The organism is Specibacter sp. NPDC078709, from assembly GCF_040686795.1.
Classification (GTDB): Bacteria; Actinomycetota; Actinomycetes; order Actinomycetales; family Micrococcaceae; genus Specibacter.
Genome location: NZ_JBFBLU010000002.1, coordinates 512,290 through 536,891 on the forward strand (window position 1 = coordinate 512,290; position 24,602 = coordinate 536,891).

The following is a 24,602-nucleotide window of genomic DNA, read 5'->3' on the forward strand; positions in this document are numbered from 1 at the left end:
CATGGACAGTTCACCCACGGAGGCACGATTTACGCAGCTCTGGCCTCAAGGCAGAATTATTGCCACCACAGGGCAGCTGCTCAGCGCTGGATTGACCACCAGAAATCTGGAAGTTGGCGTCAACGCGGGGCTTGTTTATCGGATGCGTCGTGGTGTGTACATTCCCATGCACGAGTGGCAGGGACGGAAACCGTGGGTTCAGGACAAGCTTGTCCTGTCCGCGCACATTGTCCAGTCCAACAGTCAGCACGTCTATTCGCACTTCAGCGCCGCGAGATTACATCGCCTGCATGTGTGGAACAGTTCTCCGCTCATCCATATCAGTTCTCCCAACAATTCATCACCGTCAAAAACTGCGTCGGACGTGGTGATGCATGCCCAGGAAGTCCGTGACGAGGACATCGTCGAAAGGGTCATTCACGGACTGGGCCGGGTCAAGTTCACCACATTGGAGAGGACCGTGCTCGACTGTGCAACGGTGGCACCCTTTGCCCAGGCTGTGGTGATCGGCGATTCGGCTTTGGCGGCTGGGCTGAGTCTTCAGGCTCTCGATCAATTGCTTGAAGGAGGCTTAGGGCGACGCGGTATTCGCCGGGCGAGGCAGGCTATCAGATCCTTGAGCAGATCCTCAGAATCCGCTGGCGAAACAAGAACCAGACTCATTGTTGGAGAACTGCCTATTGAACAGCCGGAGCAACAAGTCTGGATCAGCACAAACAACGGAAGCTTCAGAGTGGATTTCATGTGGCGTGGCATCCGGCTGATCCTGGAGTTTGACGGTGACACTAAGTACTTCGACTACGGGGACAGCCCAGAACAGGCATTGATCAAAGAACGTGAACGCGAAAACGCTTTGGTCGAAGAGGGCTGGAGATTCATTCGGGTGAAGTGGAAGCACCTCGAGGATCCCGAAACGCTCAAAGTCAGGATCATGCCGGCCTATCTTTCTGCCGCACAAGCTGCCGCGTAGCAGGCGCATATCTGACCACGGCAAACGTGGGCTGATGTTAGCCCCGAGATCGGTAGTTACACATCGAAGAACGTGGCTAACCACCGATCAGCTGGTAGTTTCATCTGCGGTGGGCCCAGCAGGAGTCTGTTCCGGCAATATATGCGGCTCGCAGGAGCCCGCCCCACCCTACACAGGGGTCTCCAAACAACGCGACGGTCAATACCTAGCGCGTGCTGTAGTACTCCGCGAGCCGGGCCAGACCCTCATCGAGTGACACCGAAGGGGTCCAATCCAGCACCGCTTGGGTGTGCCGCTGATCGAACCAGTGGGCGGTGGAGAGCTGTTCGGCGAGGAATCGGGTCATGGGAGGTTCGTCGTGAACCCAGCCCCGCGAACCGGCAGCTGTCCAGACCTTTTCAATGACAGAACCAGCACCACGAGCCAGCCATCCTGGGACGGAGTAGCCCGGAGCTTTTACGCCAGCAGCGGCGCAGATTCCGGCAATGAGCTCGCCCACGGCACGGGGTTCGCCATTGGTGACAACCAGTGCCTGCCCGTGAGCCTGGTCCATGCGCTCGAGTCCGCGCACAATGGCCTCGGCTGCGTTGTCCACATAGGTGGTGTCGATGAGCGCGCGCCCGCCATCAAGCAATGGGAGGCGTCCCGCACGGGCGCGTTCCACCACGCGCTCCACCAGCTGAGTATCGCCAGGACCCCACACCACGTGCGGGCGAATAGCCGTGACTCGGAACTCGGGGGAGTCCTCGGACAGTGCGATTACCTCGGCGGCTGCCTTGGACCGCGCGTAGTATCCACGGGCCAAATCAGGATTGGCGGTACCGGCGGAAGCGCCCACAATGGAACTCCCAAAATGCGCCACGGAGGGAGAAGAAACAAACACGAAATCTCGCAGGCCTTCATGCTGGGACGCGGAGATCAGCTGACGTGTACCCACAATGTTTGTGGACACAAAGTCTGTCCAATCGCCAGTGAAGGAAACCTTCGCCGCCAAATGCACTACGGCGTCCATCCCTGCCACGGCCCGGGCCGCAACATCAGGATCCGCAACAGAGCCCTGGATGGATTCCCAAGGAGCCTGGACCGGGCGGCGTTGCAAGCTGCGGACAAAATATCCACGATCGTGCAACAGTTGCGCCACGGCACGGCCCAGCATGCCGCTGGTGCCGGTGACCAATACCCTCCGTTGAGGAGAGCCAGAGCCAGAGCCGGAGCCGGAACCGGAGCCGGAGCCAGGGCCAGAGCCGGAGCCAGCGCCAGAGGCTGCAGCGCCGCGCAAGCCCGCAACTTCAGAGCCGGTGCTCACGGCTGTCCGGCTTTCTCCCCAGCCAACATGCGCGCCGCCCAGCGCGACAACTTGGCCCGGTCCATCTTGGAATTGTGCCGTACATCGGTGGGCATGGCGTCAATGGTGATGACCGCGGCCAGCGGCAAACCCACTGAGAGCGACGCTTCCCGAACAGCGGTGGTCAGCGGCGCAGAGGCCAAGCCCGGGCGCTTGACCGCGGGGTTGGTTTCCACGATCGCCACAGCAGCTTGAGTGCCCATCGGCCCCACACCAACCACAGCGGCCCGCGAAACTTCAGCCACGAGTTCGATGGCCTGCTCGGGAGCAACAGGAGTCTTCACGCCAGCGGCTGTGGTCAGGATGTGCTCCATCCGCCCCTCAACCCACAACCGGCCCTCTGAATCCAGATGCCCCACATCGCCAGTCCGGTGCCAGCCCGGAATGGAAACGCTGTGCTGTTCGGTGATCCACAGACGATCGTAACGTTCCTTCACATGCGGAGCGCTGACCAGAATCTCACCGGTGACATTCGCCGCCGTCGTCGACTCCAGCACCAGCCCCTCGCCCGTGATCGGCGCGATCGACACCGTAGCGCCAGCCACCGCAGTCCCAACACACACGCCATTTCCCACGCCGGCGGCAAGGATGCCCGGCAGGTCAATGTCGGTGATCGGCAGCGCTTCGGTCATCCCGTACGGCGTGTGAAGTTCGGCGTTGGCGGCCAGTTCCTGCACCTGAGTGAGCAGCTTGTGCCCCAAGGGAGCGCCCGCCGAGAGGAGAAGTTCGACGCCGGCCATCACCTTTCGCAGCTCAGGTGAGAGTTCCGCTGCGGTCGCCACCACGTTCACGAGTGCCGCGGGGGAGGCGAAAACAACTGTTGCCTCAATCGCGGCAGCAGCCTCCGCCAACGCTTTGGCGCTCAGCGTGCGCGGGGCCGTGACGTCCATATCGGGGGTGACAGTGGTTGCTCCCAGCGCCGGACCTAGCAGCGCGAACGGAGCGAATCCGGCCACAAGGGCGGTTCCAGCCTCCAAACGGTAGGTGGCCTTGAGAGTGTCGCGCATAGCGGCCAGGCGGCGGTGTGTGTACACCACTCCCTTAGCCGGGCCCGTGGAACCAGAAGTGAACAGCACGGCTGCATCAGCGTCAGCTTCGGGTGCGGCAAAAGCGGAGGGGTAGCCTGCAAGCCGCGAAACGCGACCGTTGGCCATTAGCTGAGGCACCGTGGCCGCAACGTTGAACAAGGACTTCTTCACAGCGGCCGTGGAGCCGGTAAAATCTTCGGCGGCGATCCGGATACCGGGCCAGTTATAGAGGCGAGCACCAGCTAGACCGCGTTCAATGCCAATGAGGAAGTCCGGTCCGGCTCCCTTGATGGCTCGGCTGAGTCCCTTGGTGCCCAGCCCCGCATCGGCCACAACAATGACGGCGCCTAAACGCAGGCACGCGTAGATCAAGGTGGTCAGGTTGATGCCAGGGGGCACCAAGAGGTTGACCCGATTTCCGGGCTTGACGCCGAGCTCACGCAGACCAGTGGCGAGATCGTTCACGTCGCGGAATAGTTGAGCCCACGTCAGGGCGCGGGTTGCTCCACCAGGCAGCATGTCTACGACGGCGGTGGTGGTGTCCGTACTGCGCGTATCCAGCTCAGCCAGCATCGGGATGTAGCCGGAGGCGTCGGTGGCCGCGAGAGTTGAGCTTGTAGAAACCGGCGCCACAGGCTCGGCTACCGCTTGGGCCAACCACGCGAATGCCGGAGTGGCAATGTCGCGGTCTTCTTGAACCAAATGGCTGGCACCTTCAAAACGGTGCACCTGGGCCTGCGGCAACCGGGTCAAAAGATCACGCAGGTACCGGTCCGAGAACACCGGATCCTTGGGACCCCACAGCAGCAGCGCGGGTACCTCCAAGGAGCTGATGGACGTAGATACTGCATCCAGCGCAGCCCATGAGGGGTGCGCAGGGGTGGCAGGAATATCGGCCACAAAGTTACCTACACCGGCTCGCCGCGCCACAGAGCGGTACGGGGCCATGAACGCGTCCCTGACCTCATCAGCCAAGGCGGGCTGCGCGAGATTGTGGGTGACGCGCAAAAAGGCGGAAGACGTCGTCGTGCCCCACTTGTGAACAGCGGGATGAAGGGCCAATTGAAGGGCCGGGGGAAGTGAGAATCCGGCTGGGTGAACAGCCGTGTTGGTAAGAACGACGGCGGCCAGCTGGTCCTTGTGGCGGGTGGCCCAGCCAAGGGAAATAATGCCGCCCCAGTCGTGCCCCACGCTGATAATCGGACCGCTGAGACCCAGATCGGCGGTGAAGTCGGAGAGGTCGGTGATGCGGTCCTCGAGGCGACGGAAGGTGCCGGTGCGCTCAGAGAAACCCATGTCGAGCTGATCTACGGCGATGACGCGCCACGGGCCGCCGGTGGCCAAGGTCTCCGGGGAGGTGGCTTCTGCGAGCAGGGTCCGCCACAAATACGACCACGTGGGGTTGCCGTGCACACACAGCAGGGTACCGCGGGGCACAAGACCGGTGGCCAACACATCGGACTCGTTGTCCAGATAGTGCCACTGCCGGCTGGTGCCCTCGGGATCAACCGCGGCGGTGGAGGGAACGTTGCGAACGTGTCGCCACGATGCTTCAACACCGGGCCACGGCTGAGAAAGCGGCTGTGCTTCAAGCTGAGAAAAAACAATTCCTTCAGAAGCCACTGCTACCACGCAATTTCCATCATGGCGGTGTTCAAACCGGAGCCAACACCCATGCACAGCACGCGGTCGCCACGGTTCAGGCTCTGGGATTCCTGGGCCAAGGTCATGGGCAAGGATGCCGGGCCCACATTGCCCCACTTGGGGAACGTGATGGGGACGCGGCCCTTGATCAGATCCACGGCCTTGATGATGGCGTTGGTGTAGGAGTTGGACACCTGGTGGGTCACGTAGCGGTCCATGGAACGCCAGTCCCAACCGTCGGTGTGAGCCTCATGCCAGGCATCGGTGACCAGTTCCAGGCCGTTGTCCAGCAGGCCCTTGGTGTCGGTGAACATGCCGTCGGGGCCGCCAACACACAGTTCATGGTGCTGGGTGCCTGCGCGGGAGACGCCACCCACAATACGGTGACCATCGGGGTGCAGATCCGCCGGACCCATGACGGCAGCGGCAGCACCGGAGCCCAAGGTCAAGGTGGCGAATTCCTTCAAGTAGTCTTCACGCGTGGACGATTCGGCATTGAGGCGCTTGAACGTGGTTTCCTGCGTGGCTTGGGCGTCCTCACCGGCAACGATCAAGGCGTACTTGATCTGACCCGAATCGATCATGTTTGCGGCCAAGGTCATGCCGTTGACGAATCCCAGGCAGGCGTTGGCCACATCAAAGTTCATGGCGGAGGACGGCAGGCCCAGGCCGTTGTGGACCTTGACGGCAACCGAGGGTTCCAGATTGCGGCGGGTCACGGAGGTGTTGATCAGCAAGCCCACCTGGCTGGCATCGATGCCGGCCTCGGCCAAGGCTTTGGCGCCAGCCTCGATGGCGGCGTCGTCAAAGTCGGTTCCGGGAGCCCACCAGCGGCGTTCGTCCACACCGGCCACGCGTTCCAACAACCGTTTGGAGAGCCGTAAGCGTTTTAGGCTTGGGGCTAGGCGGGCGTCGAAGTCGCTGGACTTGACCACCACTGGAGCCTCAATGCTGGAAACAGCGAGCAAAGCGGTGTTGTGGTGACGAAACGTAGCGTTGCCGATCAAGTTCCAGCCTTTTTCTTGGGGTATATAGGTGTTAGGCGGCACCGGAAATCCAGTGACCGTTTCCTGATGTGTGCGGGATTGGTGCCGTAAAGCCGTTTATGATCCCCAAACATATCAAGACCCACCCTTAACTATGCACCTAATAGGGGTGTTCCCGCACATGCACCACGATGCATACACGGAGGCGGCGCCAGGGTGAGAGCGAGGAATTCACGATAGATTAGCTTGTGAGAAACGGCCCGGCGCAGGAGAAGAAAATAGTTTGCATCTAAAAAGTCTTTCCGTGCGCGGATTCAAGTCCTTCGCCTCGGCCACCACCTTTGACTTTGAACCCGGTGTGACAGCTGTTGTGGGCCCCAACGGCTCAGGGAAATCCAACGTGGTCGACGCGCTGGCCTGGGTCATGGGGGAGCAGGGAGCCAAGACCCTGCGCGGCGGAAAAATGGAAGATGTCATCTTCGCCGGCACCTCCGGCCGCCCCGCTTTGGGCCGCGCCCATGTGGCATTAACCATAGACAACACCGACGGCGCCCTGCCGATCGACTATGCCGAAGTCACCATTTCGCGCACACTGTTCCGTGCTGGTGGTTCCGAATACGCCATCAACGGCACAGCCTGCCGGCTCCTGGATATCCAAGAACTCCTTTCTGACTCGGGCCTGGGCCGGGAAATGCATGTGATCGTCGGCCAGGGGCAGTTGGACAAGGTTCTCCATGCCACACCGGAGGATCGCCGCGGCTTCATTGAAGAAGCAGCCGGTATCCTCAAACATCGCCGCCGCAAGGAAAAGACCCTCCGCAAGTTGGATGCCATGGGTGCCAACTTGGCAAGGCTGACAGATCTGACGGGCGAGATCCGCCGCCAGCTAACACCCTTGGGCAAGCAGGCCGCTGTGGCCAGGCGCGCCCAAAGCGTGCAGTTTGATGTGCGCGATGCCAAAGCACGCCTGCTCGCGGACGACATCCTCACCCTGACTCAGACCGTGGAACGTGATGAAGCAGCCGAACGCGAGCTCAAGAACCGCCGAATCCGTGTCGAAGAAGAACTCCAGGCGGCCCGCGCCCAGCAAGCAGCGTTGGAGCAACAAGCTGCGGCCGCCACCCCCGTGCTCAACGCGGCACGGGACAACTGGTACCAGCTCTCCGCCACCCGTGATCAACTCAAAGCCCTCGGCGTTCTCGCCGCGGAGCGTCGACGCCATCTCGGGGCGACGGATGCGGCACCTGATCCCAGCCGTGACCCCGACCGTTTGGCCGAACAGGCTGCCCGACTGCGTGCCGAGGAGGCGGAGCTAGACCTCGCATTAGAGGAGCGGCGCTATGGACTGGAAACGGCCATGGAGATCAAGGAGGACGCCGAAGCTGCTGTCCGTGCCGAGGAGGAGCGGGTTCGTGAGCAGTTGCGTGCCGCCGCGGATCGCCGCGAGGGTCTGGCCAAGCTGGCTGGCAAGGTGTCCGCCGCGCGCTCCCGAGTGGAGTCTGCTGAGGCTGAGATCGGTCGCCTCCACAACAGCAAGGCTGCTGGCGCGGAACGGCACGCTGTTGCTTCGCAGGAATTCGCTGCGCTCGAATCCCAAGTGGCCGGTGTGGAGGAGGGCGAAGAACGCCTCGACGCCGACTATGAGGCCGCCGCCGCAGCTCTCGCCACCGTGGACGCGCAGATTGCCGCGCTCACGCAGGAGCAGCTGGCTGCCGAACGTGAGCGCGATTCCCTGACCGCCCGCCGCGATGCGCTCGCCGTGGGTCTGTTGCGCAAGGATGCTAGCGCCCAGCTACTAGAGGCCCGCCCCGAGGGGGTGCTGGCGTCCATGGCTCAGCTGCTGGTGGTGGTGCCCAGCCATGAGACAGCCATCGCCGCCGCCTTGAACGCCGCGGCAGAAGGCGTAGGAGTCACCGACTTGGACGCAGCGCTTGCTGCGCTTGAGCTCGTCAAGACGCACGACGGCGGCCGCGTCACCTTGGTCCTCGCCGACTCCGCTGCTCGAGCTGGCACAGGTGCTCGAGCCGGCACCGCCGGTCGAGACCAGGACCCCACAACTGCTGCCGCGGCCGCTGCCGCAGCAGTGTCCGGAGCCGTCGTCGCACGTTTGCAGGTGAGTGGTCCGCCCGAACTTGAGCGGACGCTGGACGCGCTGCTCAACGGTGTGGTGTTGGTTCCAGATATGAGCGCAGCCCAGGACGTCTTGGCGCAGAATGCGTTTCTGACGGCAGTGACAGCTGCCGGGGACGTGTTCACACAGTGGGTGGTTCAGGGCGGCTCGGCCACGGCGCCGTCACTGCTGGAATTGCAAGCTGCCGTAGATGAGACGGAAACAGGGCTGGCTCAGGCCATGGCCCGCGGCGAACAATCCCGCTTTGCGCTCGCAGGCTTGCAGGGGCAGCGCGGTGCTCTTGCACAAGCCGAATCTGATGCTCTAGCTGCGCTGAATGAGTCCGACGCCCGGTTGGCAGCAGTCGCTGAACGGCTGGGTATGTTGGGGGCTGCTTTGCGTTCGGCCGCTGGCGAGGCGCAACGTCATGAGCAAGCAGTGCAGGCCGCCACCGCCAACCTGGAACGGGAACAAGTTGCCCTCGAAGTTCTCGCGGCGCGGTTGGCAACAGCGCAAGTGGCCCCGGCCGACGTCGAACCTTCCATGGATGAGCGCGACGCCCTAGCCGCGGCTGCCACGGCAGCTCGGGCTGTGGAGCTGGAAACCCGCTTGTCCCTGCGCAGCACGGAGGACGCGTTGAACGCCGCGCGCAACCGTGCAGCGGCGCTGGAACGGGCGGCCGCCACGGAGCGGCAGGCACGGGAGCAGGCGGCCCAGCGTGCTGCGCGCCGGCTGTTCCAGGCGCGGAAGGCCGCCGCTGTGGCTGCGGCAACCACGCACATTTTGGAGCACGTTCAGGAGTCCATTGAACTGGCCGAGCACGTTCGCGATGAGGCCGAGGAGCAGCGGGCCACGCGGGAAGTGGAGCTGATGGCTGTCCGCAGCGCCACGCTGGAGGCTGAGAAGGACTTGGCGCGGTTGACCGATTCCGTGCATAAGGACGAGTTGGCCCGTGCAGCGCAGAAGCTGCGAATTGAGACGTTGGAAAACAAATCGATCGAGGAATTAGGTCTCAGCGTGGACCACCTCATCAAGGAATACGGTCCCGAAACGCTGGTTCCGCTGGGTCCGGGTGAGGTCACCGATAAGTGGGCTGCACTGCGCGTGGCTGTGGATGACGACGGCAATGAAGTCCGCGAAGGTACTGTGTTTGTGCGCGAGGAGCAGGAAAAGCGACTCAAACGGGCCGAACGCGATCTCGCCGCTCTCGGTAAGGTCAACCCCTTGGCCCTGGAGGAATTCGCCGCCCTGGAAGAACGCCACCAGTTCCTTTCCGCCCAGTTAGAGGACCTGAAATCCAGCCGCAAGGACCTGCTGGACATCATCAAGGAAGTGGACCAGCGCGTCGAGGAAGTGTTCACTGCCGCGTACGCGGACACCGCCGTGCAATTTGAACGAGTCTTTGGCCGGCTCTTCCCCGGTGGCGAAGGGCGCCTGGTCCTGACCGATCCGGAGAACATGCTGACCACCGGCATTGAGGTCGAGGCGCGGCCCGCCGGCAAGAAGATCAAGCGACTCTCCTTGCTTTCTGGCGGGGAGCGCTCGCTGACGGCCGTGGCTCTGCTCGTGGCCATCTTCAAGGCCAGACCATCACCGTTCTACGTCATGGACGAGGTGGAAGCCGCCCTCGATGACACGAACCTGGGCCGGCTCATCACCATTTTTGAGGAGCTGCGCGAGTCCAGCCAGCTCATCATCATCACGCACCAGAAGCGGACCATGGACGTAGCGGACGCGCTCTACGGCGTCTCCATGAGGGGCGACGGCGTCTCCACCGTCATCAGCCAGCGTCTAGACCGCGCCACGTCCTAACGCGGCACCACTTTCCGGCAGGTTTTGAGTAACGCGGCATCAGTTTCCGGCAGGTTTTGAATAGCGCGGCATCAGTTTCTGGCGAGATCTTTACTGAACGCGAGGAACGGCAGGGACTCCGAGGGGACCTCGAGGGCGAACAGCGCCGTGTAGTTGGTGCTCAGGTAGAGGCCCCTGGCCTCGGGCTGACGCGGGCCGCCGAGCTGGCGCTCTTGCACGGGCCCGTGGTCAGCTCGTGGATCTGGCCGCGGCGGTCAAGGGATCTGCGGCGCTTGCGTCCCTGCGTCCCATCGTCTGATGGCTAGAGCAGTTTCGTGTCCTTCGCGGGTAGCCAGAACAGGAAGCTGATGAGCGCTACCGCGGTCGCCATGAGGAAAGCCGGTCCAAAGGAGAAGGCGTCGACCAGCATGCCGGCTGCGATAGGTCCGATGATGGCGCCCAGATCTGAACTCATTTGGAAAGTCGCCAGTACCTTGCCGCCGGAGCGCTCGTTTCCAATGACGTCGGCGACGACGGCTTGCTGGGCGGGGCCCATGAGACCGCTGCCCAGACCTGCAATAGCGGAAACCAGGAAGAACCAGAACTCGTTGCCCGTGAAGCCAAGGACGCCCATGGCGATGCCATTGACGGCCAGCCCGGAGAGGATCATGGGTTTGCGGCCCCAGGCGTCAGCCAGTTTTCCTGAGAAGGTCAGCGCAACGCCGGTCCCCACGGCAAATACGGCAAGTGACAGGCCGGCCACTTCTGTCCCGGCTTCCAAAGCCACTGTGGCGAAGAGCGGAACCAGAGCCATGCGAATGCCGAAGGCGGACCAGCCATTGGCGAACCCCGAGGTCAAGACGGCGCGGTAGGCCGGCATGCCCAGGGCCTCACGCAGCGGAAGTACCGCCTTTTTCACAGCAGTACTAACACCCGCCCCATTGCTCGTCCCCCTACCTGACTGAAAACTTGTCCCATTATCTGTGGCAGCCCCGGTCCTTGCTTGTGCAGCAGCCCGGCGAGCAGCGGCAGCAACAGAGGGTAACTGGGTAGCCACCAAGAGGGCTACCAACACCAGTGCGGCCGCGTACACCAGGAATGGAAGCTGCATTCCGAGACCCGCCAGCAAGCCACCGACAGCTGGGCCAGCAATATTGCCGAGCAGAAATGATCCGGCATAGAGACTTGAAATCCGTCCGCGGGCCTGTGGGGGAGCGAGCCTGATCAGCAGTCCCATGGCTGCCACCGTGAACATGGTTGAACCAATTCCACCCAGGCCACGGTAGAGCAGTAGCTGCCAATAGTTCTGAGCGAAGGCGCATGCAGCGGACGACGCGGCAACGATCAGGATGCCAAGAATGTAGGTGCGGCGTTCTCCCATCCGCTCCACGAGCCACCCGCTCATGGGGGCAAACAGCAACCGGGTGAACGCAAAAGCGCTGACCACCACGGCGGCAGCGCTCACGCTGACGTCGAAGCTCTGCGCGAATTGCGGCAGCACCGGGGCCACGATGCCAAAGCCAATGGCAATCATGAACGCAGCTGCGACCAGGACCTTGATGTCACGGGGCAGCTTCACCGCTGGCAGGTCCGGAGATTTCTTCGCGGGCGGAGTATTTGAGGAGGCAGTAGAGGATGACATCACTGATGAGTGTCCCACAAAGGGCCAAAAATGGTGTGAAAACGGGCTCCTTCCATGCCCGTGAGAGACTGGTGGAGTGAACGAACTTCTCCCCATCATCCTGTCCATCGTGGTTGGACTCGCCGTCATTGGCGGTCTCATCCCCGTCTTCCTCAAGGCCCGCCGGAACAGCCAGAATTACACCGGCCCGCGCGACGCCAATGATCCGGCCCCGCTGGACTCTGCTGGCCCCCAAAGCGGTGATGCCCAAGGTGGTGGCACCTTGGTGGAGGACCGCCCGGAAACCCAGGTGCCGCCGTCGGACCTTGAAACCGTAGAGCTTGAGCCGGAAGCGCCAGCGGCACCTTCGCTAGAGACCCCGCTGCCCGTTGAGGGCCGTCTGGTGCGCCTGCGTGCCCGCCTAGCCAAGTCCAACAACGCGCTGGGCAAGGGCCTGCTCGCGCTGCTGTCCCGCGACACCATTGATGAGGATGTGTGGGAAGAGGTCGAGGAGACGCTGCTGCTGGCGGACATCGGCACCGATTCCACGATGGAATTGGTGGACACGCTGCGCGACCGCGTGAAAGTTCTGGGCGTCCGCAGCCCCGAACATGTCCAGTCGATGCTGCGCGAAGAACTCATCAAACTGGTCGATCCCACCATGGACCGCACCCTGAACATCACCCGCCACGATGACCGCCCGGCCGTGCTCATGGTGGTTGGCGTCAATGGCGTGGGCAAGACCACCACCGTTGGCAAGCTGGCCCGCGTGCTGGTGGCCGAGGACAAGGACGTGCTCCTGGGCGCGGCTGATACCTTCCGCGCCGCCGCCGCCGAGCAGCTGGCCACCTGGGGTGCCCGCGTTGGCGTTCCCACTGTGAAGTCCGACGTCGATGGGGCAGACCCAGCCTCCGTCGCCTTTGAGGCGGTCAAGGTGGGCATCGAGCATGAAGTTGACGTTGTCATGATTGACACGGCCGGCCGCTTGCAGAACAAGGTTGGCTTGATGGACGAGCTCGGCAAGGTCAAGCGCGTCATTGAAAAGCAGGCCACGGTTGACGAGGTGCTGCTGGTGCTTGATGCGACCACCGGGCAGAACGGCCTGACCCAGGCCAAGGTTTTCGCCGAGGTTGTCAACATCACCGGCATTGTGCTGACCAAGCTTGACGGCACCGCCAAGGGTGGCATCGTAGTGGCCATCCAGAAGACGCTCGGCGTGCCGGTCAAGCTGGTTGGCTTGGGCGAAGGCGCCGACGACCTGGCCCCGTTTGATGCTGAAAGCTTTGTTGACGCGCTGCTGAACTAGTTTCCAGCACGCCGCCTCCAACAAACCAAATAAAAGTGCCTGCCCGCCACGGCAGGCACTTTTATTTAAACGATCAGCGGAGGGCTCAAAGTGTTTACCGGCGAACATTGAGTGATGCGGGTCACAATCTGTTGTCCAGAGAGCGGGTTGTTGCTCAGGGAGTCGCCGAAGGCATGACCAACGGTGAACTCGCCAGCTCAATGCATATGAGTGAAGCCACAGTGAAATTGCTGGTTTCCAACATCATGACCAAGGTGGGGGCCTCCAAGCGGGTCCAGATCGCAGTGGCTGTCGCCAAGGCCCGCGTCGTCTAAGCGGTTGGCGGCAAGCCCGGGGGAAGCTGATGCGGTGGAGGAAATGAAGCGTAAGAAATACGCCGGAAACATTCCTGACGCACCAAGTTAACGCTGCCGCCCCAAATGTAACGCCGTGGAAACTTAGTCCGCGCCATCACGAAACACGCAAGCACTTTCATTGTAAGAGTCCACCCTGCACAGCCTCGAAGAAGCGGCCGGCAACAACTCTTGCAACGAAAGGCCAGCCCAATGAACACTGGCGATACAGCATGGGTCCTCATCTCAGCAGCACTAGTTCTGCTGATGACACCGGGGCTTGCATTCTTCTACGGCGGCATGACTCGCGCCAAGGCCGTCCTGAACATGATGATGATGAGCTTCGGAGCCATCGGCGTAGTTGCCGTCCTCTGGGTGATGTTTGGTTACTCCGCAGCTTTTGGAACTGACCTAGGTGGAGGACTGCTCGGCAACCCGTTGGAGAAGCTGGGGCTGCAGGGCGTCCTGGATACCGGCGACGGTGCGCCGCTAGTGGGCACCATCCCCGAGATTGTTTTTGTTGGCTTCCAAGCCGTCTTCGCCATCATCACCGTGGCACTGATCACCGGCGCCATCGCTGACCGTGCCAAGTTCGGTGCCTGGATGACGTTCGCGGCCATCTGGGTCACGGTGGTCTACTTCCCCGTAGCGCACTGGGTGTTCTCTTTCACCGAAGACGCCAACGGCAGCCCCACAGGTGGTTGGATCGGACAAGGCATGGGAGCCATTGACTTTGCCGGCGGAACCGCCGTACACATCAACGCAGGTGCTGCGGCTCTGGCACTCGCCCTGATCCTGGGCCGCCGCAAAGGCTTCGGCAAGGATCCCAGCCACCGCCCTCACAACCTCCCGTTCGTCATGCTCGGTGCCGGCCTGCTCTGGTTCGGTTGGTTCGGCTTCAACGCCGGATCCGCGCTCGGCGCCAACGCTGTAGCCGGGTACGCCTGGATCAACACCCTCGCCGCCCCTGCCGCAGCAATCCTTGGCTGGCTGGTAGTTGAGAAGCTCCGTGACGGACACGCCACCTCCCTTGGTGCCGCCTCGGGTGCCGTGGCCGGTTTGGTCGCCATCACCCCGGCATGCTCGGCCCTGACTCCTATGTGGTCCATCGTGCTGGGTCTGCTGGCTGGTGCAGTATGCGCCCTGGCGGTTGGCTTGAAGTACCGTCTGGGCATCGATGACTCGCTCGACGTCGTTGGCGTTCACTTGGTGGGTGGCCTGGTTGGCACCTTGTTCATTGGCCTCGCTGCCGATCCCAACTCTCCCGCAGCCGGAACGGGCCTGTTCTACGGCGGCGGACTGGAACTTCTCGGCAAGCAGGCAATCGCTGCCGGAGCAGTCATGATCTACTCATTCGTCATCGCCTACGCCATTGGCTGGGTCATCAACAAAACCATGGGCTTCCGGATTTCATCTGCCGACGAGGCAGCAGGAGTGGACGTATCAGTCCACGCCGAGTCCGCTTACGACTTCGGTGGCCGCGCCACCGGCAGCTTTGTACCGATGACCGAGAAGCGCAGCGTCACCTCCGAGCCCGCAACGGCCGCCACCACCGAAGTAAAGGTAGACGCATGAAACTGATCACCGCCATCATTCGCCCCGAACAACTCGAAGACGTCCGGAATGCACTTGAAAGCTACGGCGTACAAGGCCTGACCATCAGCGGGGCACACGGCTACGGACGTCAGCGCGGGCACACCGAAGTCTACCGAGGCGCCGAGTACGCAGTGGACCTCCATGCGAAAATCCGGATCGAAGTTCTAGCCTCTGATGAGGTGGCCTGGGATCTGATGGACATCATTGTGGGTAGCTCCAACACTGGAAACCCCGGCGATGGCAAGGTCTGGATGGTCGCCGTGCAAGAAGTAATGCGCGTGCGAACCGGCGAACGAGGCGTCGCCGCGATCTAGCCTCACGATCGGTCCAGTCCCACCGTCAAAGAGACGCTCGCAGCCACACCCAATCATCTGGTGTGGCTGCGAGCGTCTTTGTCGGTCCTAAGCTGGCCATACAGAAGAGAGGCCATACAGAAGAGAGTCAGTCCCCGCTGGTAGTCCACGCCTCCGGTCCGGTGGAGCCAGCCGGGTATTCCTCCATGGGGACGGTTGCCGCCTTCCAAGCGGCGAATGCCGGTTCCACGATCCGCCAGCACTCTTCGGCAGTGTCTCCACGCACGGACAACAGCGGATCCGCGCTGAGTACGCCGTCGAGCACTTCACCATAGGGCAGAAGAGGATCGCTACCCAGTTCAGATTCCAGCTGTATCCGATCGAGTGTGAAGAGATCGCCGGGGCCAATGACGTCCAGATCCAGGGTTAGGGACTCCGGGCCGAAACCAATGTGCATGCGAGTGGGGGAGTCGGTGCCTTTGAAGCCTAGGGGCAAATGGGGGACCGGCTTGAAGGTGACTACGGCTTCCTTGCGGGTCCGGCCCAGCGCCTTCCCGGAACGCAAGATGAACGGCACTCCGGCCCAGCGCCAGTTGTTCACATAGACCTCTACCTCGGCCAGGGTCTCGGTATCGTTGGCCGGGTCAACGCCGTCTTCGGATAGGTAATCGGGCACCTGGCGGTCGCCAATGGTGCCGGCTGTGTAGCGGGCCCGGCGGGTGTGGGAGACGAAGTCGGTACTGCCGTGCGGGCCGATGGTGCTGGCACGCATCACCGCGGCGATGTTGGAGCGGACATCGTTTGCTTCCAGTGTTGCCGGCGGTTCCATGGCCATGATCGCCATGATTTGCAGCAGATGGCTCTGGATCATGTCCCGGCCGGCTCCTGCATGATCGTAGTAGCGGGCGCGGTTCTCCAAGGTGAGGGATTCATCGAAAATGATCTCCACCTTTTCAATGTGCTCACTGTTCCACGAATGCTCCAAGAGGCGGTTGGCAAAGCGCAACCCCATGATGTTCAGGACCGTGGACTTGCCCAAGAAATGATCTACGCGGTGGATGTGGTCCTCTGGAACCAGCTTGGCCAAGGTGGCGTTGAGCGCCCGGGCAGATTCGGCACTTGAACCGAACGGCTTCTCCATGACCAACCGGGTGCCCGGAGGCAGTTCCTTGGCCAACAGCGTTTCACAGGCCTTCTGGCTTACCGCCGGTGGCAGGGCAAAGTACAGCGCAACAGGGCCTTCAACAGTTGCAAGGAATTCTCCCAAGGCGCCCTTGGCCGTGACATCGAGCTGGTGATAGCTGCTGCCCTCTTGGACCCTTTGCAATTCCTCCCGGCCCTCGGAACTGGAGTCTGACTCGAGGGAGAATGCATCAGCGAAACTACCGCTGAGCCGTTCCTGCCATTGCGCCGGCGACCAGTCATCGCTACCGGCGCCCACCAGCTGCAGCCCGGGCGCGCGGCCCGAGGCAATGAGCCGGGCCACACCGGGCAACAGGAGCCGGCCGGTGAGATCACCTGAGGCCCCTAAAATCACTAACGTCTTGACCCGCCCACCCGGGCTGGCCGCGGAAGTCGGGGACCCGGCGTCGTGCGTGGAATTCGGATTGGCAGAGGCTTCGGTGTTTTTCATCACCCCTTCAGCATGCCACCAAACGGGGCCAATTTTCAGGGTGTTGCGCTGGTGCGTGGCGGAAATTTTCCCCGTGGCGCAATTGCCAAAGTTGAAACGGAATGTGCAGCGAAGAGTCGGCGTAGTTGGTACCCTTGATAGTTGAGTCCCTCAGGAAAGGGAGTGGGGCGGTGTTAGCGCCGTTCCGCCGTTCTCATCCTGACTAACGTAAATTGCCGCGTTCATGCGCGGGCCGGCCGCAGGGCTGTCCCGCGCGGGCGTTGGTTAATCCCTGACGAAAGAAGTACCCGGCGCGTGTTCAACTCCCTATCTGACCGGCTGACAGCAACTTTTAAGAACTTGCGTGGCAAGGGACGGCTGAGCGAGGCCGACGTCGATGCCACAGTGCGCGAGATCCGCCGCGCCCTCCTGGACGCCGATGTTGCCGTGCCCGTGGTCCGCGCGTTCACCGCCAAGGTCCGCGAACGCGCCCTGGGCTCCGAGGTCAATGAGGCGCTGAACCCGGCGCAGCAGATCGTCAAGATCGTCAACGAAGAACTCGTTGCCATCCTTGGCGGCGAAACCCGGCGCATCAACCTGGCCAAGAACCCGCCCACCGTCATCATGTTGGCCGGTCTGCAGGGTGCTGGTAAAACCACCCTCGCCGGAAAGCTGTCCAAGTGGCTCAAGGGCCAAGGCCACAGCCCGCTCTTGGTCGCCGCGGATTTGCAGCGCCCCAACGCCGTCAAGCAGCTGCAGGTCAACGGTGAGCGCGCAGGCGTTCCCGTCTTTGCACCGCACCCCGGCGTGTCCAGCGAGTTTGAATCCGCAACTGGCGATCCCGTCGCCGTTGCCCAGGCCGGTATTGCTGAGGCCAAGTCCAAACTGTACGACGTGGTCATTGTTGACACCGCCGGCCGCCTGGGTATTGACGCCGAACTGATGAAGCAGGCTGCGGACATCCGCGCCGCCATCAACCCCGACGAGGTCCTCTTCGTCATTGACGCCATGATTGGTCAGGACGCCGTCAACACGGCCCAGGCCTTCAACGAAGGTGTCAACTTCACCGGCGTTGTGCTGACCAAGCTCGACGGCGACGCCCGCGGTGGTGCCGCACTCTCGGTTGCCTCGGTCACCGGCAAACCCGTCATGTTCGCGTCCACCGGTGAGGGCTTGGACGATTTCGAGCTGTTCCACCCGGACCGTATGGCCAGCCGTATCCTAGACATGGGCGACGTCCTCACGCTCATCGAGCAGGCTGAAAAGAACTGGGACAAGGGCGAAGCCGAGCGGATGGCGCAGAAGTTCGCCGACCAGGAAGACTTCACCCTGGATGACTTCCTCGCCCAGATGCAGCAGATCCGCAAAATGGGCTCCATGAAGAAGATGCTCATGATGATGCCCGGCGCCGCCGGCATGCGTCAGCAGCTGGAAAACTTCGACGAGCGCGAGATCGACCGGGTCGAAGCCATCGTCCGCTCCATGACCCCGCACGAACGTGTTGCGCCGAAGATCATCAACGGTTCACGCCGCGCACGCATCGCCAAGGGTTCCGGCGTGCACGTTTCCGAGGTCAACGGCCTGCTGGAGCGCTTCGGCCAGGCCCAGAAGATGATGAAGAAGATGGCGCAGGGTGGCGGCATCCCCGGCATGCCCGGCGTTGCAGGCCCCGGCGGCTTCAATAGCGCCCGCAAGGGTAAGCAGGGCGCCAAGAAGAAGGCTCGCTCCGGCAACCCGGCCAAGGCCGCTGCCGAGTTGAAGGCCGCACAGGAGAAGGCCAACGCGCCCAAGTCCCTGCCCACGGGCGCTGCTTTTGGTGCCGGCGCTCAGGACTTCGACCCGAGCAGCCTGAACCTGCCCAAGGGATTCGAGAAGTTCCTGGGCAAGTAGTTTTCAGCGGCCAGTTTTAATGGCTGGGCCCTGTCCGCGTTGTTGATTTACGACGCCGGACGGGGCCTTTCGCTGTCTCGCGGGGGTTGTCGCCGTGGTAAACCCGCGTAGGCATAGGAATGGCGGGCTTTGTCAGAGCTATCCGGTAACCTGCATCAATGAGTAAAACCCGGATTGTGTTTATCCACGGCATGGATAGCTATGGGGCCGCTGCCTGGCCAGCCCAACACCTCCTCGCCGGGAACTACGATTGTCTCTTTCTGAAGCGGACGGGATTCGACGCCGTCGCACCTCCTGCCGCAACTGACTTTGCCGCCGACGCCAAGATTGTCATCGACGCTCTCGGCCGCGGTGGGCACGTAGTGGCTCACGCCCAAGGCGCAGTGGCCGCCATGATGGCAGCGGTGCAGCGGCCAGATTTGGTCCGCTCGCTCATTTTGATTGAGCCATTGCTGCCGTCACTGACTGCCGAACTGCCCGCAACCGCGGCCTATTCAAGGCGTGTGCAGGAATTGTTTGCCCGCTCCGAGGTACTTGGCGATGCGGAATTTCTGATGGAGTTCAATACCCTGCTGGCCATCACCACGGCGGGAACTGCGGAGCCGGTGATTCGCCGGGCTGCCCGGGCCAGGTTGCAATTGCCTTCGGCAGACGCTCCGCTGCTGATCGTCCCGGGAGTACCCACCTTCGTCCTCACCGGAGGGTGGGAACCGCTGTACGAAGAGGTCGCCGACTACCTTGAAAGTACTGGAGCCAAACACGTGGTCCTTCGTAGCGGGCACCGGCCGCAAGATACCACCGACGGTGCCGCGCAGATCGAGCAGTTCATTGAAGCCGCGCAGCGCGGGGTCTAAGGGCCCAGTGCCAGCCGATTCGCAGCAAGCCATTCTGATTGTCACAGCCAGCGGATAGTCTTTTGAGATGTTGGAAATCCGCCCGGCCGCATTGACAGAGTTCGCGCTGCTGCCTGCCATCGAAGCCGACGCCGATTCGGCTTTTGAAACCCTGGATCCGCCCATCTCCATTGCAGACTTTCCCGCGCCAGACTCGGCGGAAGATTACGCCGACGCTTTTCACATCATGGTGGCCGGGCGCCCGCCAGCGGGTTTTGTCAGGCTGGAGATCGTCGACGGCCAAGCACATATGGCGCAATTGTCGGTGAGCCCGCAGTATGCGCGGCAGGGGATCGGACGCCAGCTGGTCAACGCGGCCATTGCCTGGGCCACCGAAGCCGGTTTTCATTCCATGACACTGACTACTTTTGCGTCCATTCCGTTCAATGGACCCTTTTATGCAAGCTGTGGCTTTAGTGAGCTTCCCCACGAACAGTGGACGCCAGCGCTGGCAGAACTGCGCAACCATGAGGCTTTTCTGGATGTCAAGGGTGCCCGGGTAGTCATGAGAATAAAACTAACCCCTCGGGAATAGGTTGAAGCTTCAAGTAGTTTGCTACTATATAAGTAATATCAAGCCAACAAGCCTTGGAGACATCATGACTGTACAAAACGATCTGCTTTCCGCCGACCTCACCATGGGCACTGTGATGCTCAAGGTTGGCGATATGACAAACATGAGCAACTACTACCAAAAGGCCCTCGGCCTGGATGTGGTTGCCGAAGCCGACGGTGGTCAGTACCTGGGACGCGGTACCACCCCGCTGGTGCACCTGCAGCCCGCTGGTGGCCTGCACATTCCCGGCCGCGGCGAAGCTGGCCTGTTCCACACCGCTTTGCTCTTTGATGATCAGGCATCGCTGGCCGCCACCGTGGCAAGTGCGGCCCAGTACAGCCCGCAGGCTTTTGCCGGCAGCGCCGATCACCTGGTCTCCGAAGCCTTCTACTTCACCGATCCCGAAGGTAACGGCATCGAGCTCTACTGGGACCGCCCCCGCGACGCCTGGAACTGGGTCAACGGCGAGGTGGAAATGGCTTCCTTGGCTCTTTCGCCCCAGCACTACCTGCAGCAGCACCTCACCGAAGAGGCTGTTGTGGGTCAGCGCAACACCGACGCCGGCATTGGCCACGTCCACCTACAGGTTGGCGACGTCAAGACGGCAGAGCAGTTCTACGTTGACACCCTCGGCTTCGAAAAGACCTCAGGCTTCCACGGGCAGGCACTGTTCGTCTCGGCCGGTGGCTACCACCACCACATGGCAATGAATGTATGGAACAGCCGCGGCGCCGGCCCCCGTAAGGACACCTTGGGCCTCGGTGAGGTACTCATCCAGCTCCCAGGCAAGGACGACGTCGGGGCCTTGGGTGAGCGTTTGGCCCACCATGGCATTGCCGTCGCCAACACCGGCGCCGATCTCCGCTTCGAGGATCCGTGGAAGAACCAAATTCGCGTTAGTGTTGATTCCGTACAGTCCGCTTAGATAATCAGCGGGCCTCCCCGGCACCTCAAACCCTGCTAGGTGCCGGGCCACCGACTTGAAAGGCTTCTGCGTGGCCAATTACTCTGAGTTCTTCATCGCCGACCATCACCAGGCAGTCGCCCGGGCCAAGGCGCGGCAATCCGGAAAATCACCCAAGATCGATGTGCCGGTGCTGCCGACCCCCGGTCTGAGCGACTTTGAGATTGAAGTACTTGGCGAATTTGCCGTCAAGAAAGTCCATGCAACTGGTGTTGCTGCCGAGCTGAGCTTGGTTGACATTGAGCTGGATACCCTCTTCGCCGTTCCTGATGCGCTGCTGGAGGTCTTCGCCGAGCTCAACGCTCCCGAGGATCCCGAAGACGTAGCCGAACTAGCAGCTCAGTGGGCTGGTGCCGAGGAGATGGAATCCACTCCCGAGGTCACCGAACCGCTACTGCGTGCACTGACCGCCATGGCCGCCGCGGCTGTGGCGGCCTCTGAAGACAACGCCAAAATGAGCCTGTTCTTCTACTCGGCCGAGTAATTCTTGGCCGAAGACTAAACGTATACGCATCACTGAGTGTCACTGGCGCGTCTAAGTGTTCATACGCACCACTCACGGTGAGTGGTGCGTATGTGTTTATGATTCGGCCAAAGCTAGCGTCAAATCACTGCAGAAGTGGTCATGACGGATAACACACCACGTTGCTCGCGTAACGCGTCGCACACCCCACCTTTAATCTGGCATAATGAACAGGTACTCGATCCACGTGGCCCCTCTCTCCGCGTGTTGGTCCTGTCCTTAGAAGTCCGCCGCACGGCCCGCCCCACGGGAGCGTAAAACGGATTTCGCCCCTTTTCCGAAACAGGAGTAACCACAAAAGTGGCTGTAAAGATTCGCCTTAAGCGCTTTGGTAAAATGCGCGCCCCGTACTACCGCATCGTCGTCATGGACTCACACTCAAAGCGTGACGGCCGTGCCATCGAGGAAATCGGTAAGTACCACCCGACCGAAAACCCGTCCTTCATCGAGGTCAACAGCGACCGCGCTCAGTACTGGCTCTCCGTCGGTGCTCAGCCGTCCGAGCCTGTTGCCAAGATCCTGAAGATCACCGGTGACTGGCAGAAGTTCAAGGGACTCAAGGGCGCCGAAGGCACCTTGAAGACCAAGGCTCCCAAGGAAGCATTCGTTGCTCCGGAAGCTAAGAACGTTGTTGTCAAGGAAGCTATCACCAAGAAGGCCAAGAAGGCTGACGAGGCAGAAGCAACTGAGAGCACCGAGGCTGAGTAGCTTGTTGGCTGAAGCGCTGGAGCATCTTGTCCGCGGGATCGTTGATTCTCCCGAGGACGTTAAGGTGAGCGTCAAGAGCAACCGCCGCGGGGAATCCCTCGAGGTGCGCGTTCATCAAGACGATCTAGGTCGGGTTATTGGCCGCCAGGGCCGCACCGCTCGCGCATTGCGCACAGTGGTTTCCGCTCTGGCCCACGGCGAGCCGGTACGTGTTGACGTTGTTGACACGGATCGCCGCCACTAACCTGCCCAGAGCTTGCGCAGCTAAGGCTGCAACAAGTTTTCAGCAGTAAAGCCAAACGTTTGGCCCCGGCACCATAATGGTGACGGGGCCAAATTTTTCCCCAAATTTCAGTAACAACTTAGGAGTTCCCATGCAGGTCCAGGTCGCCCGGATTGGCAAGCCCCACGGCATCAAGGGTGAGGTCACCGTTTTGGTCCTTACCGACGCCCCCGATTCCCGCTTCGCGGTCGGCGCCGAGTTCGTGGTGGAGCCGGCAAAGATCGGCAGCCTGACTGTCAAGAGCTCGCGCTGGAACAAGGATATTCTCCTGCTGGGCTTCGAAGGCACTAACACCCGCAACGACGCCGAACTGCTCCGCGGCGCCACGATGTTCTTCGAATCCGATGATGACGAGGATGACGACGCTTGGTACGAACATGAGCTGCTCGGCCTTGAAGTCCGGGTTGGCGCCAACAAGGTTGGCAAGGTCGCCGGGTTGCGGACCCAGGCCGTGCAGGATCTGCTCATCGTTGAAGACAATGAAGGTGATGAGGTCCTGGTGCCTTTCGTCGATGAGATCGTCCCCGAGGTCAACATTGAGGACGGCTACGTGCTGCTCACTCCGCCGGCCGGCCTGTTCACCGTCAACAAGGACGTTTCGGAAAACGATGAGACTGGCGAAGCTGCCGATCTCAGTGGCGCTGACGGTGCTGATGGTTCGGAAGGAACACCCGAATAATGCGGTTCGACGTTGTCAGCATCTTCCCCGAATACCTGGCGCCCCTTGACCTGAGCCTGATTGGCAAGGCTCGCACCGAAGGTCTGCTCGAGCTAGTGGTCCACGACCTGCGCAGCTACACGGCAGATCGCCACCGCACCGTCGATGACACACCCTACGGTGGCGGCGCTGGCATGGTCATGAAGCCGGAGCCGTGGGCGCAAGCGTTGACCGACATTGCGGCCGCCTCTCCCACGTCCGACTGCGTGCGGCCCACCTTGATCGTGCCGTCACCTGCCGGTGAAGTTTTCACCCAGGCGTTGGCTTACGAGCTGGCCGAGACCGAACACCTTGTCTTCGCTTGCGGCCGTTACGAAGGAATAGATGAGCGGGTCCTGGAATGGGCTGCCGATGAGTACATCGTCCGCCCTGTCAGCTTGGGAGACTACGTCCTCAATGGTGGTGAAGTTGCCGTTTTGGCCATGGTTGAGGCCATTGGTCGGCTGATCCCCGGAGTAGTGGGGAACCCGGAGTCCCTCATTGAAGAATCCCACTCTGACGGGCTGTTGGAGTACCCCGTCTACACCAAACCGTCCTCATGGCGTGAGCGGGATGTGCCGGATGTGCTGCTCAGCGGTAACCACGGCAAGATCGCCAAGTTCCGCAAGGAATTGCAGTTGCGTCGCACAGCCGAACGTCGTCCTGACCTGATTGACGTTCTTGACGTCTCCACGTTCAGCAAAGCGGACCGCAACGTGCTCTGGGAACTTGGGTACGCCGTCGTCGATGGTAGGGCACTCCGTCGCGACGACGCATGAGTACAGTGACGACGCATGAACACAGCGACGACGCATGAGCACAGTGAAGCCGCGTCTGAACTGTGACGTTTTGAGCACTTGGGCCACCGCACTGGATTAGCGAGATGGCCATGGGTGTGGCAAAATAAATAGATGTGCCTACTGGGCGCGTTCCTGCCACAGGGGGAGCGCTCGTCAACAGGGCGGCACGCTGGTATTCCATCCATGGAATCCGGTCCAATTCTTTCGTTTCTCATGACTGGCTTTGTGCCGTCCCTGAGGAGCGTGACACAAAGTAAATGACCTGTGGCGTTTGCCTGGAGTGAGAAAAATGCAGATTCTCGATTCTGTTGACGCAGCTAGCCTGCGTAGCGACATCCCCGCCTTCCGTGCCGGCGATACCGTCAATGTTCATGTGAACATTATTGAAGGTTCCCGCTCACGTGTTCAGGTATTCAAGGGCTTCGTCCTTGGCCGCCAGGGCGACGGCGTCCGCGAGACCTTCACGGTCCGCAAGATCTCCTTCGGCGTCGGTGTAGAGCGTACCTTCCCGGTACACTCCCCGGTCCTGGAAAAGATCGAAGTTGTCACCAAGGGTGACGTTCGCCGCGCCAAGCTGTACTACATGCGCAACCTGCGCGGCAAGGCTGCCAAGATCAAGGAAAAGCGCGACAACCTCCCCACCAAGTAATAAAG

At 61.6% G+C, this 24,602-nt stretch carries 21 protein-coding genes; 16 read left to right on the plus strand and 5 right to left on the minus strand.

Annotated elements, in window-relative coordinates; all coding sequences use genetic code 11:
* Position 1 precedes the first annotated feature (1 nt).
* Complete coding sequence (locus AB0P14_RS06375) at positions 2-970, plus strand: hypothetical protein (protein ID WP_363839211.1); 969 nt, start codon at positions 2-4, stop codon at positions 968-970.
* A gap of 205 nt (positions 971-1,175) precedes the next feature.
* On the opposite strand, the gene AB0P14_RS06380 is transcribed toward AB0P14_RS06375, so the two are convergent.
* The 3 genes from AB0P14_RS06380 to AB0P14_RS06390 form a co-directional block, all read right to left on the minus strand.
* Positions 1,176-2,147, minus strand: coding sequence for an NAD-dependent epimerase/dehydratase family protein (locus AB0P14_RS06380; protein WP_363839387.1), 972 nt, complete (start codon positions 2,145-2,147; stop codon positions 1,176-1,178).
* Positions 2,148-2,272: 125 nt separating this feature from the next.
* Positions 2,273-4,966, minus strand: coding sequence for an alpha/beta fold hydrolase (locus tag AB0P14_RS06385; protein ID WP_363839214.1), 2,694 nt, complete (start codon positions 4,964-4,966; stop codon positions 2,273-2,275).
* A gap of 2 nt (positions 4,967-4,968) precedes the next feature.
* Entirely contained in the window at positions 4,969-5,994 is a 1,026-nt protein-coding gene (locus tag AB0P14_RS06390) for a 3-oxoacyl-ACP synthase III (protein ID WP_363839217.1), read from the minus strand.
* Positions 5,995-6,256: 262 nt separating this feature from the next.
* Here AB0P14_RS06390 and smc point away from each other — a divergent pair, with 262 nt between their 5' ends.
* The gene (smc, locus tag AB0P14_RS06395) at positions 6,257-9,895 is read left to right on the plus strand and encodes a chromosome segregation protein SMC (RefSeq protein WP_363839219.1); all 3,639 of its coding nucleotides are present in this window, start codon (positions 6,257-6,259) and stop codon (positions 9,893-9,895) included.
* A 301-nt stretch (positions 9,896-10,196) separates the two neighbouring features.
* Here smc and AB0P14_RS06400 read toward each other — a convergent pair whose 3' ends face one another.
* Positions 10,197-11,516 (minus strand): MFS transporter, encoded by a 1,320-nt coding sequence (locus tag AB0P14_RS06400; RefSeq protein ID WP_363839222.1) that lies wholly within the window; start codon positions 11,514-11,516, stop codon positions 10,197-10,199.
* Between the two features lie 76 nt (positions 11,517-11,592).
* Between AB0P14_RS06400 and ftsY the strand changes: the two genes are divergently transcribed.
* From ftsY to AB0P14_RS06420, 4 genes are all read left to right on the plus strand, one after another.
* Entirely contained in the window at positions 11,593-12,801 is a 1,209-nt protein-coding gene (gene ftsY, locus AB0P14_RS06405) for a signal recognition particle-docking protein FtsY (RefSeq protein WP_363839225.1), read from the plus strand.
* A gap of 35 nt (positions 12,802-12,836) precedes the next feature.
* Positions 12,837-13,115 (plus strand): LuxR C-terminal-related transcriptional regulator, encoded by a 279-nt coding sequence (locus tag AB0P14_RS06410; protein ID WP_363839228.1) that lies wholly within the window; start codon positions 12,837-12,839, stop codon positions 13,113-13,115.
* 231 nt (positions 13,116-13,346) lie between these two features.
* Complete coding sequence (locus AB0P14_RS06415) at positions 13,347-14,708, plus strand: ammonium transporter (RefSeq protein ID WP_363839231.1); 1,362 nt, start codon at positions 13,347-13,349, stop codon at positions 14,706-14,708.
* Positions 14,705-15,043 (plus strand): P-II family nitrogen regulator, encoded by a 339-nt coding sequence (locus tag AB0P14_RS06420; protein ID WP_363839234.1) that lies wholly within the window; start codon positions 14,705-14,707, stop codon positions 15,041-15,043. The genes AB0P14_RS06415 and AB0P14_RS06420 overlap by 4 nt, the downstream gene beginning before the upstream one ends.
* Positions 15,044-15,170: 127 nt before the next feature.
* Here AB0P14_RS06420 and AB0P14_RS06425 read toward each other — a convergent pair whose 3' ends face one another.
* The gene (locus AB0P14_RS06425; protein WP_363839236.1) at positions 15,171-16,655 is read right to left on the minus strand and encodes a glucose-6-phosphate dehydrogenase; all 1,485 of its coding nucleotides are present in this window, start codon (positions 16,653-16,655) and stop codon (positions 15,171-15,173) included.
* Between the two features lie 294 nt (positions 16,656-16,949).
* On the opposite strand from AB0P14_RS06425, the gene ffh reads away from it, so the two are divergent.
* From ffh to rplS, 10 genes are all read left to right on the plus strand, one after another.
* Positions 16,950-18,524: a signal recognition particle protein gene (gene ffh / locus AB0P14_RS06430; protein ID WP_363839239.1), complete on the plus strand. Its 1,575-nt coding sequence runs from the start codon at positions 16,950-16,952 to the stop codon at positions 18,522-18,524.
* Between the two features lie 158 nt (positions 18,525-18,682).
* The gene (locus AB0P14_RS06435; RefSeq protein WP_363839242.1) at positions 18,683-19,378 is read left to right on the plus strand and encodes an alpha/beta hydrolase; all 696 of its coding nucleotides are present in this window, start codon (positions 18,683-18,685) and stop codon (positions 19,376-19,378) included.
* Between the two features lie 67 nt (positions 19,379-19,445).
* Positions 19,446-19,952, plus strand: a complete 507-nt coding sequence (locus AB0P14_RS06440) for a GNAT family N-acetyltransferase (protein ID WP_363839245.1) — start codon at positions 19,446-19,448, stop codon at positions 19,950-19,952.
* Positions 19,953-20,016: 64 nt separating this feature from the next.
* The gene (locus AB0P14_RS06445; protein ID WP_363839249.1) at positions 20,017-20,898 is read left to right on the plus strand and encodes a VOC family protein; all 882 of its coding nucleotides are present in this window, start codon (positions 20,017-20,019) and stop codon (positions 20,896-20,898) included.
* Between the two features lie 70 nt (positions 20,899-20,968).
* Positions 20,969-21,421 carry a hypothetical protein gene (locus tag AB0P14_RS06450; protein WP_363839252.1) on the plus strand — a complete coding sequence of 151 codons (453 nt, stop codon included), beginning with the start codon at positions 20,969-20,971 and terminating at the stop codon, positions 21,419-21,421.
* Positions 21,422-21,760: 339 nt separating this feature from the next.
* A complete protein-coding gene (gene rpsP, locus AB0P14_RS06455; protein ID WP_363839255.1) occupies positions 21,761-22,168 on the plus strand; it encodes a 30S ribosomal protein S16 in 408 nt (135 codons plus the stop codon).
* A 1-nt stretch (position 22,169) separates the two neighbouring features.
* Positions 22,170-22,412 carry an RNA-binding protein gene (locus tag AB0P14_RS06460; protein WP_363839258.1) on the plus strand — a complete coding sequence of 81 codons (243 nt, stop codon included), beginning with the start codon at positions 22,170-22,172 and terminating at the stop codon, positions 22,410-22,412.
* Positions 22,413-22,542: 130 nt separating this feature from the next.
* Positions 22,543-23,130: a ribosome maturation factor RimM gene (gene rimM, locus AB0P14_RS06465; RefSeq protein WP_363839261.1), complete on the plus strand. Its 588-nt coding sequence runs from the start codon at positions 22,543-22,545 to the stop codon at positions 23,128-23,130.
* Complete coding sequence (trmD, locus tag AB0P14_RS06470) at positions 23,130-23,927, plus strand: tRNA (guanosine(37)-N1)-methyltransferase TrmD (protein WP_363839263.1); 798 nt, start codon at positions 23,130-23,132, stop codon at positions 23,925-23,927. The genes rimM and trmD overlap by 1 nt, the downstream gene beginning before the upstream one ends.
* 310 nt (positions 23,928-24,237) lie before the next feature.
* The gene (rplS, locus tag AB0P14_RS06475; protein WP_363839266.1) at positions 24,238-24,597 is read left to right on the plus strand and encodes a 50S ribosomal protein L19; all 360 of its coding nucleotides are present in this window, start codon (positions 24,238-24,240) and stop codon (positions 24,595-24,597) included.
* The last annotated feature ends 5 nt before the right edge of the window (positions 24,598-24,602 follow it).

What these genes read in the sequence shown, in the direction of transcription:
- AB0P14_RS06445 (WP_363839249.1), top strand. Translation starts at nt 20,017, where the DNA reads ATGACTGTACAAAACGATCTGCTTTCCGCCGACCTCACCATGGGCACT.
- AB0P14_RS06425 (WP_363839236.1), bottom strand. Translation starts at nt 16,655, where the DNA reads ATGAAAAACACCGAAGCCTCTGCCAATCCGAATTCCACGCACGACGCC.
- trmD (WP_363839263.1), top strand. Translation starts at nt 23,130, where the DNA reads ATGCGGTTCGACGTTGTCAGCATCTTCCCCGAATACCTGGCGCCCCTT.
- AB0P14_RS06400 (WP_363839222.1), bottom strand. Translation starts at nt 11,516, where the DNA reads ATGTCATCCTCTACTGCCTCCTCAAATACTCCGCCCGCGAAGAAATCT.
- rplS (WP_363839266.1), top strand. Translation starts at nt 24,238, where the DNA reads ATGCAGATTCTCGATTCTGTTGACGCAGCTAGCCTGCGTAGCGACATC.
- AB0P14_RS06375 (WP_363839211.1), top strand. Translation starts at nt 2, where the DNA reads ATGGACAGTTCACCCACGGAGGCACGATTTACGCAGCTCTGGCCTCAA.
- rimM (WP_363839261.1), top strand. Translation starts at nt 22,543, where the DNA reads ATGCAGGTCCAGGTCGCCCGGATTGGCAAGCCCCACGGCATCAAGGGT.
- AB0P14_RS06440 (WP_363839245.1), top strand. Translation starts at nt 19,446, where the DNA reads ATGTTGGAAATCCGCCCGGCCGCATTGACAGAGTTCGCGCTGCTGCCT.
- AB0P14_RS06420 (WP_363839234.1), top strand. Translation starts at nt 14,705, where the DNA reads ATGAAACTGATCACCGCCATCATTCGCCCCGAACAACTCGAAGACGTC.
- AB0P14_RS06435 (WP_363839242.1), top strand. Translation starts at nt 18,683, where the DNA reads ATGAGTAAAACCCGGATTGTGTTTATCCACGGCATGGATAGCTATGGG.
- AB0P14_RS06415 (WP_363839231.1), top strand. Translation starts at nt 13,347, where the DNA reads ATGAACACTGGCGATACAGCATGGGTCCTCATCTCAGCAGCACTAGTT.